17 protein-coding genes are annotated in these 15542 nt (G+C 37.4%); 11 read left to right on the forward strand and 6 right to left on the reverse strand.

The window, feature by feature from the left end:
* Nucleotides 1-6: 6 nt before the first annotated feature.
* The 4 genes from A6E04_RS18495 (at nucleotide 7) to A6E04_RS18510 (ending at nucleotide 3261) form a co-directional block, all read left to right on the forward strand.
* Nucleotides 7-351: a hypothetical protein gene (locus tag A6E04_RS18495; protein ID WP_065612056.1), complete on the forward strand. Its 345-nt coding sequence runs from the start codon at nucleotides 7-9 to the stop codon at nucleotides 349-351.
* Between the two features lie 100 nt (nucleotides 352-451).
* Entirely contained in the window at nucleotides 452-802 is a 351-nt protein-coding gene (locus A6E04_RS18500) for a hypothetical protein (RefSeq protein ID WP_012550650.1), read from the forward strand.
* 174 nt (nucleotides 803-976) lie between these two features.
* The gene (locus A6E04_RS21515) at nucleotides 977-3007 is read left to right on the forward strand and encodes an S-type pyocin domain-containing protein (RefSeq protein WP_065612057.1); all 2031 of its coding nucleotides are present in this window, start codon (nucleotides 977-979) and stop codon (nucleotides 3005-3007) included.
* 2 nt (nucleotides 3008-3009) lie between these two features.
* Nucleotides 3010-3261: a bacteriocin immunity protein gene (locus A6E04_RS18510; protein WP_065612058.1), complete on the forward strand. Its 252-nt coding sequence runs from the start codon at nucleotides 3010-3012 to the stop codon at nucleotides 3259-3261.
* Here the strand turns inward: A6E04_RS18510 and A6E04_RS21380 are convergent.
* Nucleotides 3251-3643 carry a phage portal family protein gene (locus tag A6E04_RS21380; RefSeq protein ID WP_175365441.1) on the reverse strand — a complete coding sequence of 131 codons (393 nt, stop codon included), beginning with the start codon at nucleotides 3641-3643 and terminating at the stop codon, nucleotides 3251-3253. The genes A6E04_RS18510 and A6E04_RS21380 overlap by 11 nt on opposite strands.
* Between A6E04_RS21380 and A6E04_RS18520 the strand changes: the two genes are divergently transcribed.
* The 6 genes from A6E04_RS18520 to A6E04_RS18545 all read left to right on the forward strand — a co-directional run bounded on the left by A6E04_RS18520 (nucleotide 3633) and on the right by A6E04_RS18545 (nucleotide 9085).
* A complete protein-coding gene (locus A6E04_RS18520; RefSeq protein ID WP_244886295.1) occupies nucleotides 3633-4007 on the forward strand; it encodes a hypothetical protein in 375 nt (124 codons plus the stop codon). The two genes, A6E04_RS21380 and A6E04_RS18520, sit on opposite strands and share 11 nt — an antisense overlap.
* A 349-nt stretch (nucleotides 4008-4356) precedes the next feature.
* Nucleotides 4357-5037 carry a hypothetical protein gene (locus tag A6E04_RS18525; RefSeq protein WP_065612060.1) on the forward strand — a complete coding sequence of 227 codons (681 nt, stop codon included), beginning with the start codon at nucleotides 4357-4359 and terminating at the stop codon, nucleotides 5035-5037.
* Between the two features lie 102 nt (nucleotides 5038-5139).
* Complete coding sequence (locus A6E04_RS18530) at nucleotides 5140-5469, forward strand: hypothetical protein (RefSeq protein WP_065612061.1); 330 nt, start codon at nucleotides 5140-5142, stop codon at nucleotides 5467-5469.
* Nucleotides 5470-5517: 48 nt separating this feature from the next.
* The gene (locus A6E04_RS18535; protein WP_065612062.1) at nucleotides 5518-7290 is read left to right on the forward strand and encodes a DUF262 domain-containing protein; all 1773 of its coding nucleotides are present in this window, start codon (nucleotides 5518-5520) and stop codon (nucleotides 7288-7290) included.
* Between the two features lie 403 nt (nucleotides 7291-7693).
* A complete protein-coding gene (locus A6E04_RS18540; RefSeq protein WP_065612063.1) occupies nucleotides 7694-7885 on the forward strand; it encodes a hypothetical protein in 192 nt (63 codons plus the stop codon).
* A gap of 153 nt (nucleotides 7886-8038) precedes the next feature.
* A complete protein-coding gene (locus A6E04_RS18545) occupies nucleotides 8039-9085 on the forward strand; it encodes a DNA methyltransferase (protein WP_065612064.1) in 1047 nt (348 codons plus the stop codon).
* A 129-nt stretch (nucleotides 9086-9214) separates the two neighbouring features.
* On the opposite strand, the gene pstB is transcribed toward A6E04_RS18545, so the two are convergent.
* The 4 genes from pstB to A6E04_RS18565 all read right to left on the reverse strand — a co-directional run bounded on the left by pstB (nucleotide 9215) and on the right by A6E04_RS18565 (nucleotide 12722).
* Nucleotides 9215-9964: a phosphate ABC transporter ATP-binding protein PstB gene (gene pstB / locus A6E04_RS18550; protein WP_017022192.1), complete on the reverse strand. Its 750-nt coding sequence runs from the start codon at nucleotides 9962-9964 to the stop codon at nucleotides 9215-9217.
* A gap of 74 nt (nucleotides 9965-10038) precedes the next feature.
* The gene (pstA, locus tag A6E04_RS18555) at nucleotides 10039-10893 is read right to left on the reverse strand and encodes a phosphate ABC transporter permease PstA (RefSeq protein WP_017022193.1); all 855 of its coding nucleotides are present in this window, start codon (nucleotides 10891-10893) and stop codon (nucleotides 10039-10041) included.
* Nucleotides 10894-10897: 4 nt separating this feature from the next.
* Nucleotides 10898-11824: a phosphate ABC transporter permease subunit PstC gene (pstC, locus tag A6E04_RS18560; RefSeq protein WP_012550647.1), complete on the reverse strand. Its 927-nt coding sequence runs from the start codon at nucleotides 11822-11824 to the stop codon at nucleotides 10898-10900.
* 76 nt (nucleotides 11825-11900) lie between these two features.
* Complete coding sequence (locus A6E04_RS18565) at nucleotides 11901-12722, reverse strand: phosphate ABC transporter substrate-binding protein (protein ID WP_017022194.1); 822 nt, start codon at nucleotides 12720-12722, stop codon at nucleotides 11901-11903.
* 342 nt (nucleotides 12723-13064) lie between these two features.
* On the opposite strand from A6E04_RS18565, the gene A6E04_RS18570 reads away from it, so the two are divergent.
* Complete coding sequence (locus A6E04_RS18570; protein WP_017022195.1) at nucleotides 13065-14696, forward strand: methyl-accepting chemotaxis protein; 1632 nt, start codon at nucleotides 13065-13067, stop codon at nucleotides 14694-14696.
* Between the two features lie 85 nt (nucleotides 14697-14781).
* Here A6E04_RS18570 and moeB read toward each other — a convergent pair whose 3' ends face one another.
* Nucleotides 14782-15531, reverse strand: a complete 750-nt coding sequence (gene moeB, locus A6E04_RS18575; RefSeq protein WP_017022196.1) for a molybdopterin-synthase adenylyltransferase MoeB — start codon at nucleotides 15529-15531, stop codon at nucleotides 14782-14784.
* Nucleotides 15532-15542 lie beyond the last annotated feature (11 nt).

The following is a 15542-nucleotide window of genomic DNA, read 5'->3' on the forward strand; positions in this document are numbered from 1 at the left end:
TGAATGATGGGATTATTCAGCAAGATATTTGGTACCGATTCCGCCATCAAAGCAGGCATTGATTTAATCGCCAATACAGGGGATGCGCTTGTGTTCACCGATGAGGAGAAGTCGAAACAACACATTATGTTACTCAAAGCGTACGAGCCTTTTAAGTTGATACAACGCTTTATCGTGATGGTCTTTTGTGTGCCTTACATTGGGCTGCATACCATTGTCATTATAGGTTGTATTTTTGGTGCGGATTGGGGAGCGATTAGTACCATGATTAATGATGCGTTTGGTTATCCCGTACTTGCAGCTGTGGCGTTGTATCTGGGCGGAGGGGCAATTCCAAAACGTAAAAGCTGATTTTTTGCGCACAATACACCATATTTTTATACCGACAGTAGTTAATCTTAGTTTTGACGTCTATTGTTAATTGATAAGTGTAATAATAAGGAAGGTATGAGTGACTGTAGATATTAACATCATCTATTCAATATTGGTGTCGTGGAATAAACCGAAAACGTACTCGGATTTAACTCAAGATTATAAATGCAGAACAGGTGAGTGGTATTCTCCTCAATCTTGGAATGAGGTATTAAGTCAGTTAAACAAGATATTGGCAGAGGCCGATGCGCCACCGTTAAGTGCACTTGTTGTATCGCAAAGTACAAATGAGCCGGGAGCGCTTTTTTGGGCTAGTGCGTCAAATGTCCCACCGAAACACAATAATCCACTTAAACGTACGTTAATGTGGCAAGGTATTCTTAATCAGGTAGTGACGTATCAATGGCCAAACAAGTTACCAATAAATTGAAGTCAGTTTATTTTTTAAAACGCCACTTTTTACAGTGGCTTTTTTATGCGACTTTTCTAGAGGATAAGAAAAGGGGGTGCATTCATTTAGTTATTTCACCTATTATTTCAGTAAAAGTGCATCTTATTTTTAATTTATCCTTACAAAGGGATTTAAAGTTAAGTTAGGGATAAGATGAAAGTCTGGGATGAGAAAGTAGAAAAGTTTGTTGAATCGGTTGATGAAGATGCCCCTAAGTTTGTTAGAGCGCATTACCCATGGAATGAAGAGCTTGCAAGAGAAGCGAAAGTTGATGTCCCTCACCATGAAGCAGTGAAAGAGATATTGGCAAAGACAGCGGCTTTTGAGTATTCGATTGAGATTGCGTGTGCGAAAGACGAATTAAACACGTATCAAGTGGGTGTGTTCTCTTTAGGAAAGACCAAAGAAGAAGCAAACATTTCATCATGGAATAAAACACAAACAGAGAAAGGGTTTACGTTACTTACAGCGAGCGTAAATGTGAATGAGCCAAAAACACTTAATCGAGAGTTTTTTATCTCAAGTGGGACTGCATTGTCATTTGATGATGTGCAACCAGTAGAGCAAAGTTCTGGGATCCATACAGAGTCCTTTATTCCTGTAAAACCTGCGGTTCAAGTGGGTGAGCGTCTTGGTTGGCCAACCGAGGGGTACTTTTATCATTTTGTTGATGATGTATTGACTCACGAATATAAATTAATGGGTGAGGGTAAGTGGGCATTCCAAGTCACCCGAACGACTGAAGATAGTCTAACTGATGAGTTAGTCTCTGATCATCAATACAGCTTTATTTTACTTCCTTGGAAAATCAACAACACGGTTGTTACTCGCCAATATTTACTTTACCTTCCCCAAAAAATGACGACAGAAGAGCTTGAAGAGTTAACCCCCGCTTGGCTTGATGAAAATGGTTGCTTGCTTGATGTCGATGCGATAATCCAAAGTAAAAGCGAAGAAAAGTCGGATCGTAAGCAAACAGATCCTGAGACATTACCGCCTACAAAAATTCAAAACATTGGTCAATCAATTAGCTTTACCAATGTTTATACAACACCTGAAACTCAAAAGTTACGTCATAATGTTGTTCCAGCAACTAAAGATAATGCTATTCCTGAACGCACTCCTATTTTAAACGTAAGTAAGGTAGAAGCGGCCGCGAAAGCGATTGAGTTTGGTAATATGGCGGTTCTTGCTTTGCCTGCGTCAACCGCTACTGGTGGTAGTGTATTGGGTACGTTAAGCAGTAATGTAAGTAAATCAGTCGGTAGTTGGGCATTATCCGATGCAGCAATCAGTGGGATGGCTCGTTTGGGTGGCGGTCTTATTGCTGCATTATGGCCATCTCAGTTAGGTGATGGCTCACTTGATGGTAGTCTTCAATTTAATACCTCAGATGCGATAAATACGACGGTTCGTTTTAATTTATATAAAGATGAAAATGGTACTGAGCAAATCGTGGGTATTCATTCTGGTGATGGATATGCTTATGGTGAGCGAGTAGCAAAGAAAGTTGCCGTTCGAGATGGCGATAAGTTTGTAATTAACCTTGAAGAAGGCATTACATTGACTTGGGTTCCTGATGGTGAAGAATATAAACTTGATCCAAGTACCGAGCGTCCAGAATATGATGGCTTAGATGTGCATGATGTTTGGGTAAGGCCAATCGAAGAGCATCAACAAGAATTAGGGACAGCACTTTACCCTGAAGAAGAATTAGTTGAATATATTGTTACGTTCCCCGCCGATGCAGGGTTACCACCTTTATATTTGGTGTTTAAGAAGACGGCTCGGGATGATGCAGGAGTGGTCACAGGAAAAGGCGAAGATATTACAGGGATTTGGTTAGCAAATGCAGGTAAAGATTTAGGTGCGGCGGTTCCGTCACAAGTGGCAGATAAGTTGAGAGGGCGAGAATTTAGTAATTTTGATGCATTTAGAAAGGCATTTTGGACCGAAATTCAAAAAGACAAGATATTAACTGAGCAATTTTCTGGTTCTAATATAAGTACGATGATGAAAGGTCGAGCCCCATTCCCTAGAAAAAGAGATCGAGTAGGGGGGAGAGTTAAATATGAAATTCATCATGTAAAAGAAATTCAGCATGATGGAAGTGTATTTGATGTTGATAATATGAAAATTACAACACCAAAAAACCATATTCAAATTCATAAAAAAGGCAGCTGAAAATGAATAATGAAATATTAAATTACACGAAACAAGACTTTATTATTTTGGTTAAAAAAATTTGCAATGATGACTACGAAACAGAGCAGGAACATATTGATGCTGTATTGTTTTTTGAAAAATTAACACAGCATCCTGATGGTTCAGATTTAATTTTTTATCCTGAAAATCTAGGTGATGATTCTCCTGAACGAATTACAGAAATAGTTAAAGAGTGGCGAGAGTCTCAAGGCCTGCCATGTTTTAAAGATTAATCAATGTAATTGATGCGAAATACAACCGAGTCCGAGAACTCGGTTTTGTTTTATGCGCCACCGTATCCAAGCTCTCATAGTCCTTAATGCTCACCACTTCCATACCTGCAAAGTCATTCAATTCACACACCGCTTCTAAAATTGGGATAAGCTCATTCTTGTAAAAGATGCGATCGACTTTATTCAAGCCACTGCTTGAGTTAAATCCTTCACGAACCACGCTCATTAAATCCAATGGAATACGATGACTCGATAACACATCATTGGTCGTCATGTTCTTAATGTCTTTGAATACTTTTTTGCTTCCACTATTATCAATAGCGACCGTTCTGGTTGCGGTTATCGGGTGGGTGTGGGAGAGCATCAAATCAATGATAAACATGTTACCCGATGCATTAATCCCTGATGGATGGAAAAGCTCTGCAGAAGCGGCAGGCAAAGAGGTGGATAAACTCAGCACCAAAATAAATAAGCTCAAAGATAAGAACGCCAAACTTGGCATAACAACCAGTGAAAGTAAAAACCAAGTTATCGCCACGTCCTACCACGAGCAGAAAAAACAGGGCTTCTCAAACAACATCATCCCAATGTCAAAAGCAGCACCATTAACCAATCAAGCGATGAAAAGCAAAGCTGAAGTTGCACTCACCATTAAATCAGATAAGCCAGTATCAATAGACAAAGCAACGAGCGAGAAAGGCGCAGATTTAAGTTTGAATCTGGGCAATATGAGTATGAGTTATTAGAGCGGTTAAAGAAGAAAGTGCCGAGGAGCGATTAAATCCCTCGGCGTGGAACGCAAGCGAAGGTTCCAGAAGATATGTGCTTGATGCCTTAAGGCTCACTTGTATGAAATAATTATAAAACTTAGTGACTTAGTGTGTAAAGTATCAGTATTAATCATTGGAGGTAATTGCGATTTGGTTTGAATTTTGATGTGATTAAATGCGTTAATTTTGGTGAGTTAGAAGATAAAGCAGGTTAAACTATGTTGTAGTATACATATTTTAGCTAATGCTTTGTCACTATGTGCAGATTGTAGTGTTTAGAGCACGTAATTAAATATGAGTTTTACAACTCGACATCAGAGATCCTATGAAATTTGTATTACCTACAAAAAAACAATTTCAAAAGTGGAATATGTTGAATCGTATGGGATATATTGCAGCTTTCATTGGAATTCCTGTTGCCATTACTCAGTTAGTTCTTTGGATTTCGAGTACTTATCAATGGTTAGAATCTGCCCCTAAAATTCTAACGGTAGCAGATAAACTTTTGATTGACAGTAATCCAACAAATCTTGAAATCGCAGACGTTTCAATACAAAAATATGATTCTAAACGCGACGTGATAGTTTTTACCTTAGTAAACCCATCTTCGGTTACAGCAAAAAATGTACGTGTAGATTTTTACAATTATGAAAGTGAAAAGTCGCCCTTTTCTGAAGGTATGCGTTATGTCGATAGTGGAGATGGGATCGATATTCCTGCAGGTAAAATGCGTTCTTATAAAGTCGCATTTAAGAGTGATTATGAGAACTTCTTTAACCCTAATAATCCAAGTGAGGAATTATTAGGAGTATCGAAAAATATAACCCACAAGAATCCTTTTGAATTAAATAATATTGTTTGTGGAAATGCTTCGTCTTGTTTTTTTGAATCTAATCGTAATTCTACAGCTGTGAGTATTAAATATGGTTCTATTTTTGGTCAAAAGTATGGCCTTTACACTCAATTTTATAACATATTTCTAGATGGCGAAGTGCATAAAAGTTAATGAATTTATCGTAAAAGGTATGCGAGTGTTGGTGTTTAGGTGGTTGTTGTGATGACATTTATTCGAGATTAAATTTTTATATAATCTGTAAGGAGAATTTTAATGCCAATTCTAGTTGTTAAACCAAGCGTAAATGTTCCAAATGAACCTCAGTTTAAAGATATTATTATATCGAGAATGGCGAGTGGTTTCTTTGCTAGTAAAAAAAGTGCAGATAATTGTTTAATAATAATAATTACTGATGGTATATCATGCAAAGCGGGACGAATTGTAAGTGTTACTGAAAAATTAGTCCCACCTAAATCACAAAACGCAAAGAAGTGGATTAAAAGAATAGACGTTACTTTTGATTCAGTGAGAAATTTGTCTTTTCAAGAGAAAACTCAAATTTCGGCTATTAATTGGTCTAGTAGAAATGTACGTTTTATTTAAAAATTAACAAGTTGAATAAAAAATATTATAAGTGAACAAGGATTTGTAATGTTAAATACAAACTTAGAAATAGCGTCTAAAACAATTGAAGATTTGTACGATATGTACAGTAATAAATTGTTAATAGTAAATCGACGTTACCAACGTAAATTGGTATGGTCATTAGATGAAAAAAAAGCATTAATATCATCAATTATAGAAGAATATCCAATACCATTACTTCTTTTTGTAAAGATAAAAGATGGGCGAGAAATATTAGATGGGATGCAACGACTTGAAGCCGTTATGGGATTTGTTGAACAAAAATTTGATTTTGATGGTGAGTATTTTGATTTAGATTCAACAGCATTAACTAAAGACCTAAAAGATAGAGGTGTACTTAAACAAAATACCCCCATATTATCTCGCTCTTTATCTGCTACCTTTTTACGCTATAAGTTTGCTGTCTCAGAGTATTCATCAGATGATTCAAGTATAGATGAAGTTTTTAGGCGTATAAACTCTAATGGTAAAAGATTAACAAAGCAGGAATTAAGAAGTGCTGGTAACTGGAGTAATTTCGCTGAATTAGTTAGGAAAATATCTACTATTATTAGAGGTGATACTTCTCATAGTGACATATTAAAACTCAATTCTATGAGTGAAATATCAATAGGTACAGATAATTTGAACTATGGTATTTGTATCAATGATCATTTTTATGTTAAAAATAGCGTTCTTACGCGTAATTGTATTCGAGGTTCTGATGATGAGGAGCTAGTAGCTAATATTTTAGCTTATATTGCGCTGACGAAAAAACCAACATCAGGTTCAACATCTTTAGATGATTTTTATGGTGTTAATTCAGCTAATGTATCTCAAAGAGAGAACTTGGATAACTTTATACAAGTTACTGGTTCGGATAAGATATTAAATAATTTTATTTATATTTATGAAGTAATAAAGGAATTGTTTAAAGATAATAATGCTAATTTTAAAAAGCATATACTAGGAGATAATTCGTCTTCGAAAAAATCCCCTCGTTATTATCAAGCAGTGTTCTTAGCTATATATGAATTGATCATTAATGAGAATTTAGTAATTTCGAATGAAAAAGGTTTATTTAATAAATTAAAAAATAGTGGTGCAAAAGTTATTCAGGTTACAGATGGTGGTCGTTGGACTGCGATTGCAAGAGAGCAAAGTGTCGAAGATTTAAAAGCTATACTTAGAAGGTTTTGTAAGTTGAATCAGGCGAAAATACAAAACCATGCCTGGATAACAGAAATCGATCGTATCATTACAAGTTCAAAAACTGAACAGACTAATTATGATTTTAAACAAGGTTTTATGCGATTAGACGGTACTCATGATTTCGATTATGATTTATTACACAAAGTTATTGCAACGTGTGTTGGTATAAATAATATAGGCAATGATAGTAGAGGGTTTGTTTTAATAGGAATTGCAGATAGTCAAAGTTGTGCGGATAGATTATTGCAAATGTATAGTGTAGATAGTATTGAAAGCAATGGTTTTTTTATTGCGGGTATAGACCATGAAGCTAATGAGATTTTTGGTTCTATTGATAAATATTATCAACATATAAAAAGTAAAATTTCTAATCTTGAATTTACTGAAAAACTTAAGCAACAGTTACTTAAAGATATTAAGATATGTGACTATAATGGCCGTCATCTAATAAAAATAGAAATAAAGAGTGTAGGAGAAGTTTGTACTCTTGACGATAATTTTTATTTGAGACAAGGAACTAGTACGGATAAGAAGAATGAGCCGAGAGAAATGATAGCTCTTATCGGGAATTATAACTCAGGGCGTTAACCTTAATCCCATTTGTTGTCATTCTTGAAAGTAATCGGAATATGTAAAAATACTCAGAATGCGACTGTAGGGATTTGTTAGCCATATGATGAATATAATTAGATAATAAAAAAACCCTTAGATATAAAGGGTTTTTTTGTATTAAGATAGTAGGCTTAAGGTATATTTACTCTTCTTATGATTGAATTAACATGAATTAACATGAATTAACATGAATTTAAATATTTATGAATAAATACTTTAAGGATAAGAACGTTAGTTTATATATTTAGAATTTTTGTTTTTTATATCAACAATACATTCCCTGTCACACTTTCAACTTCCTCTTCAATTAAAGACTAGCTTGTCTCAATAACACCATATTAGTGTCACGACACCTTAATTACTCAAGACAGGTGTTCAAATGCTACCAATAAAAAAAGACCAACAAGCCATAGTGAAACACATTATTCAACAAGCCTCATTTGAAGAAATTACGCCAGATAAAAGAGTTATTCCTAATCAAAGCCTGACACATATCCAGTTTCTTTTTGAGCAATTAACTATGTTCGGTTATCTATCAAAACTTACAAACGGATGCTATGTTCGCGCTTAAATGTAACTGTGTTTATATACAGTAGTTATTTGTTTTTATGCCTTGAGTACCTGAGACCCAATAGATTATTGGAGAGGAAGCATATTAACCAACTCAGCCACTACTAGTGGCTGGGTTCTTCTGTATTCAAGGCTCTATTTTATGGAGTATCGAATGCAAACAAATACATTACACAATGGCCAATTGCAGCTCATTAACGCAGATTGCCTAAACTACCTTAAAACCTTACCTAGTAATTCAATAGATCTCATCCTTACCGATCCCCCTTATTTTCAAGTAAAGAAAAACGCATGGGATAACCAGTGGCCTGATGTTGAAACGTTTCTCGCGTGGCTTGACGAAGTGCTTGTTGAGTTCTGGCGTGTATTGAAGCCTTCTGGCAATTTATACCTGTTCTGTGGTTCTAAACTAGCGGCTGACACTGAACTGCTTATCCGCTCTCGTTTTGATGTATTCAATCATATCGTATGGGCTAAACCTTCAGGTGTATGGAGAAGGGCACACAAGCCTCACTTACGCTCATTCTTTCCTTCTACAGAACGTATTATTTTTGGAGGCCATTATGATGCAGAAGGGTTTGCAAAAGGCTGTAGCCAATATGCAACAAAATGCACTGAGTTAAAGAAAACTGTATTTAAGCCATTAATGGATTATTTTAAAAAAGCAAAAGACACTCTTAATGTATCAGCCAAAGAAATTAATGAAGCCACAGGAACGCAAATGTGTTCGCATTGGTTTTCTTACAGTCAGTGGAAGCTGCCTACAGAAAAACAATATCAACAACTCCAGGACTTATTTGCTGACAAAAGCGGTGAGCTATCTCGCAGCCATGCAGAATTATCTGATGAATACAGTTTGTTAAATAACGAATATGGGGAATTATTAAAAGAATACAGTGAGCTAAAAAAAGAGTACGAAGAACTGCGACGACCATTTTATGTGACTGATGAAGTGCCTTATACCGATGTTTGGACATTTGCACCAGTTCAGTATTATCAAGGTAAGCACCCTTGTGAAAAACCTGCCGATTTACTAGAACATATCATCTCAACAAGCAGCAGAGAAAATGCGGTCGTGTTGGATGCGTTCATGGGTTCAGGTTCAACAGGGCAAGCTTGCTTAAAGTTGAATAGAAAGTTCATCGGTATTGAGATGGAAGAGGAGACTTACGTGACAACTGTTGATAAGTTGTCGAAATAAATAGCTGTGGTCGTAATGTGGTCATGGTAAATTTAATTTTAATATAAAACCGGTAGTTAAATGACAAAAAAGCCCCTAACTAGAGGGGCAAAGAGTTTCCATCGCTTTCTTATAATTTAGAAAATAAGGTTAACCAAAGTCACCATTTACATAGCCTTGAGTACGGTCATCTTTAGGGTTTGAGAAAATAACATGAGTGTCATTATGCTCGACCAATTCACCCATTAAGAAGAACGCGGTTTTATCTGAAATTCGGCGAGCTTGTTGCATTGAGTGAGTAACGATAACGATCGTGTAATCTTGTTTTAGTGTTTCCATTAACTCTTCAATTTTGTGTGTTGCAATTGGATCCAGTGCTGATGTCGGTTCATCCATTAAGATGACATCAGGTTCCATTGCGATAGTACGAGCAATACACAAACGCTGTTGTTGTCCACCAGATAGGCCAAAAGCATGAGATTTTAAGCGATCTTTTACTTCATCCCAAAGAGCAGCACTGCGAAGTGACTTTTCAACGACGGCATCTAGTACTTTTTTGTCTTTTACGCCTTGTGCTTTTAAGCCATAGGCAACGTTTTCATAAATGCTCATTGGAAATGGGTTCGCTTTTTGGAAAACCATTCCAACTTTGATTCGTAAATCGGCAACATCGATATTACCGTAAATGTCATGGTCATCTAAACTAACAAAACCCGTAATTTTCACGCCAGGAATTAAATCATTCATGCGGTTTAAACAACGCAATAATGTTGATTTTCCACAACCAGAAGGGCCGATCAGTGCAGTTACTTGTTTTGCAGGGATCGGTAAGTTAATGCCTTTTAATGCTTGGTTTTGTCCGTAAAAAAGATCTAGGTTTTCAATATTAAATTTGTTCATTGTGTTTTCCTTACTGATCGCATCTTATACCGTGCAATCAGTCAATAATTAGTGATAGATAATAAATCGATTAATTAAGACGCTTTATTGATTTTTCGAGCCAATAGCTTCGTTAGCGTGTTAATTATTAATACAAGAACAATCAATACTGTCGCTGTTGCGTAAGCTTGATTCCATTCTTCGATAGTAAATAATTCAGTGGTTAATTTGTACAGGTGAACGGTTAATGTTCTGCCTGAATCAAGCAATGAATCAGGAATACGTGCCACCATACCAGCGGTTAAGAATACAGGTGCGGATTCACCAATAACACGACCAATACTTAAAATAACAGAGGTTAAAATACCTGGCATTGCGCTTGGTAGTATTAAGCGCCAAATGGTATAGATTTTTGATGCCCCTAAACCATAAGAGCCTTCTCTAAAGGTTTGAGGTACAGCCATTAATGCTTCTTCTGTTGTACGAATAATCACGGGTAAGATTAAAATACTCAGCGTAAGCGCACCGGATAAAATAGAGAAACCTAATCCTAAAATACCGACAAAGAAAGTCATACCAAATAGACCAAAGATTATCGATGGAATACCCGCTAATGATTCGGTACAGAAGCGAATGACTTTAACGAGTTTACTGCCTACTTTTGCGTATTCGGTTAAATAGATGGCCGTCATGATCCCGAGTGGCGCTGCAACCGCAATTGAAGCTAATACCATGTAAAGGGTGGCGACGATCATTGGGAAGATACCGTGTTCTTCACCAGTACGAGTGTAGTTATCGGTAATGAATGACCAACTTACGTGTTGTAGACCATTCGATAAAATGTACCACATTATCCAAAATAGAAAGCCGACGGTGATGGCTGCTGAGAACCAGATGAATCCTGCTGCGATCTGATCTTTTATGTGACGTTGTTTTTTAAGTTTATTCATTGTCTTATCTCGCTGTTTCACGATTTAGATAAAGAAGAATGCCATTCAGAGACATGATAAAGACGAGTAATACTACGCCTGTTGCATATAGAGCACTGGCATGGATGCCACTTGCGTATGACATTTCAATCGCAATGTTTGCTGTTAATGTACGCGCAGAATCTAAGATACCTTCTGGCATGGCAGGGGCGTTCCCCATAACCATAATGATGGCCATTGTTTCTCCAAGAGCGCGAGCAATACCTAAAATGACACCCGTCATAATGCCTGAACGAGCAGCAGGAAGAAGAATACGGAAAATGGTGAATATTTTAGAAGCGCCAAGGGCCAATGAACCTTCTTTATAGGTCGCTGGGACGGCTCTGATTGAGGTTTCTGATACCGTGATTACGGTAGGTAAAATCATAACACCTAAAACGATAATACCCGCAAGGATAGTGTTACCTGCAGGGACTTGAAATACGTCTTGAATCAATGGAACAATAATAACAAGGCCAAAGAAACCATAGACAACCGATGGGATGCCAGCCAGTAATTCAACCGCTGGGCGGATAATATCGGCAAGGCGTTTAGGCGCGATTTCAGCGATAAAAATAGCCGTAAGGATACCGATTGGAACACCGACGAGAACGGCACCAAAGGTAGAAACAACGGATGCAACGATCATGGTGAAAACACCATAAAGAGCGGGTGGTAGCCAATCTTGACCTAAAACGATGCCACTAACACCAACTTGTTGAAATGCAGGAATACTTTCTTTAACGATAAAATACGCAATGGTGGCTAAAGATAACGTACCGATGATGGCACAGCTGAGAAATAATACGTGGAAAATACGCTCTCTCCAATCCACACGTTTTTTCTGTCGTAACGGATTAAGAGAAGGCTTGTCTTGATTGACAGTATCTTGATTATTCATGGCGATGGTCATAATAAATACTCACATGTCGAAAAATTCGAAATGGAAAAGCCTGGCCTTTGCAGGCCAGGAAAATTAAGGTAATAAATTAGTTAACTGAAATGTAGCCGTTCTTTTCAACTAGATTTTGTGCTGTTTCGTCTGTCATCCAGTCTAGGAATTTTTGAGTTTCTACTGATGGCTTACCTTCACGGTACAGTACAAGGAAAGGACGAGAGACTTTGTATGTGCCATTTTTAATATCAGCAACGCTTGGTACTACGTTATCGATAGAAAGGGCATGAACTGAGTTATCTACGGTACCTAAAGAGATATAACCAATAGCGTATGGGTTGCTTGCTACCATTGTTTTTAGCGCGCCGTTGCCATTTGCTACTTGAGCTCGTTGAGAGATAGCCGATACTTTCATACCTGAGATTTTTTTCTTAAGGCTCATGATGTCTTCGAATGCGCCACGAGTACCTGATGCCGTGTCGCGTGTAATTGCAACGATTGGCTTATCTTCGCCACCCACTTCTTTCCAGTTTTTCACTTCACCTTTGTAGATAGCGGTAACTTGTTCTGACGTTAGGCCTTTAAGTGTATTGCTTGGGTTAACCACAACAGCGATACCATCGTGTGCAACCACTAATTCTTTTAATGTCGCTTCTTTTTCTGATGCTTTTAGATTACGTGATGACATACCTAAATCCGCAGAACCATTCTTCGCTGCTTTTACACCAGCAGAAGAACCAGGGCCTTGAACTTCGATATAAACGTTAGAGTGGTCTTTCATGTAGGTTTCAGAAAAAACTTCCATAAGAGGGGTCACGCTGCTTGAACCAACTGCAGAAATTGTTTCTTTCGCTGATGCTGGTAATGCTACTACTGAACTCAGAATTGCTAGTGCGCCGATAACTGACTTTTTCATTTTCATTTCCTTTGAGGCATACGTGCCGTAATTAAGTTGACGAGGCCACTTTAGGAAACTTATGTGACAGTAATATTTCAGTTTTCTTAAAAGTGTATGACATTCTGGTTTTTTTATTAAAAAGGCGTATTCATTAGAAATGAATGTTATTTAATCTTATTGTTCAAATTCATAGCGTTATGTGTTTTTTATTGACGTAAATGTAAAGTTTGACGGTTTTTTTGTATTGATTATTGAACGGTTTGTAAAAATAGATCTACGTCACAGTGTACTATTTGAAAATAAAACCAGAGATAATGACATTATTAACAATTATTTTTGAGAGTGTTATGAGGGTAAATAATGCGTAAGTTGATCAATGGTTTTTCTATTAAAGTTCAGGTTTTAATTCCTGTATTACTTATTTCTATCATTATGACTGGGGGCGTGTTGCTCGCTCGTGGTGATTTTGAAGCATCAATGACGAACATGGCGTCTGCTTCGAATGAATTAAGTGAAAGCAAAGATGAGCTAGCAACCATTATCAACACAACGTATGCAATGCGAATCAGTGCCGTTTATAGTTTGTATGATTCTGAAGAATTAAAGAAATTAGCGGCTAATCTAGATTCAGGATTTAGAAAAAATATCATATCAATGGATAAATTAAGGAAGATGAATGGGCTTTCTCAAGAGATTGATACGTTAAAATCAGCAATGAATTACTACGTTCAATACAGTAAATCACCAATGATGCCTCTATTGAAAGAAAAGCATACTGGTGAATACAATACGACAGAGTATGATCTGGCTCGTACTGAGTACAGGCGTGCAGGTGCTGCCATGGTTAACGCCATTGATGAGTTATCAGCAAAATTGAATCAAGTGGTTGAAACGGAAGTTTCCAAAGCAAAAATGGCGCATGATGCGACATTAACACAAGTGACTATTGCCATTTTTATTGCCATTTTTGTATCGCTTATTTGCGCTTGGTGGTTAGCAAGTATTATTGTTGCACCAATTGGTACAATACAACAAATTATGCAGCGCATTGCGAAAGGTGATTTGAATGTAACGGTTAATGAAGAAGGGGATAATGAAATTACCGCCCTTAGCCGTGATATTAATACAACGGTACATCAACTGCGTACGACTATTGATTCGATGGTTCGTATCTCTGAAGATGTGGCTTCAGCGTCAACGGAACTGGCTACGGTGATGACACAAGCTCAAGTAAATTCAGATCAAGAAAAGCAAGAAATTGAGCAAGTTGCTTCTGCCGTAAATCAATTATCAAGTACCGCTGATAATGTAAATAGCAGCGCGTTAAATGCAGATACCGCAGCGCATCAAGCGAGTGAAATGGCCTCTCATGGCTTAAAGTTATACCAAGAAAGCACGGACGCAAGTTTAAAAATGGTCGATCAAATCACATCAGCTGCGAATGTGGTGACTGGCTTAAAAGAACAATCTGAAAAGATCGGTAATGTTATTGACGTGATTCAAAGTATTTCAGAGCAAACAAATTTATTGGCATTAAACGCTGCGATTGAAGCAGCTCGTGCGGGAGAAAGTGGACGAGGCTTTGCTGTGGTGGCGGATGAGGTTCGTATGCTTGCTGCTCGTACTCGAGAATCAACCCAAGAAATTCAGGTGATTATTGAAGAGTTGCAAGTGCAGTCGACAAAAGCCAATGATGGAATGCAATCAAGCCTTGATGTATTGGCGAATGATCAAGCATTAGCGAGCCAAGTCAATGAGGCTTTGATGAGTATAATGGGATCGGTTAATGGTATAACTGCGATTAATACACAAGTAGCGACAGCGGCAGAAGAGCAAAGCCAAGTTACGAATGACATTAATCGTAACATCACAAATATTCATGAAATTGTAAATCAAAACGTAACGGGTATTACACAGAGTGCGGCTGCAAGCCATGAATTATCACAGTTAGCAGAGCAACAGAAACAACAGTTAACCTATTTTAAATTGTAGGATCTTTGTTTTAAGTCGAAATGAAAAAAGGCGTTAATCCAAATGGGTTAGCGCCTTTTTATTGATCTTGATATTGTGGATCGTGCTATTTACCGCATACAGAGCAGTGGGGTGTTTTTGCTAATTTCATTTCACGCCAGTTCATTGAAAGGGCATCTAAGATCAGAAGTTTCCCGATTAAGGGTTGTCCGTAATTAGTTAATACTTTGATGGCCTCAAGAGCTTGTGTTGCACCAATAATGCCAACAACAGGAGACATTACGCCGGCTTCAACACAAGTAAGCGCCTGCTCACCAAATAAACTACTTAAGCATTGATAACAAGGCTCGTTATCTTGATAAGTATAAACGCTCACTTGGCCTTCCATACGAATTGCCGCACCTGAGATTAACGGTGTTTTAGATTCAAAGCACAGTCGGTTTAACTGATTTCTGGTCTCTACGTTATCGGTGCCATCTAACACTAAATCATGAGATGAAATAAGAACACGTAACTCATCATCAGATAAACGTTTATCAATAGGGGTAATATGACAATTAGGATTAATACGGTTTAAGGCATTTTTCGCTGAAATGACTTTCTTTTCACCAATGGTATCGTCGCAATGCAAAATTTGACGTTGCAAGTTTGAGAGTTCGACAACGTCATCATCAACCAGTGTCATTGACCCTAATCCGGCAGCGGCTAAATATTGAGTTGAAGCACAACCTAACCCGCCAGCACCAATAATGAGAATGGTGCTGTCTTTGAGTTTCTCTTGGCCTTCAAAATCAAAATTTCTCAAAATGATTTGACGGTTATAGCGCAGCATCTCTTGATCAGATAATTCAGACATTGGGATCACTT

Source organism: Aliivibrio logei (assembly GCF_001691055.1).
GTDB lineage: Bacteria > Pseudomonadota > Gammaproteobacteria > Enterobacterales > Vibrionaceae > Aliivibrio > Aliivibrio salmonicida.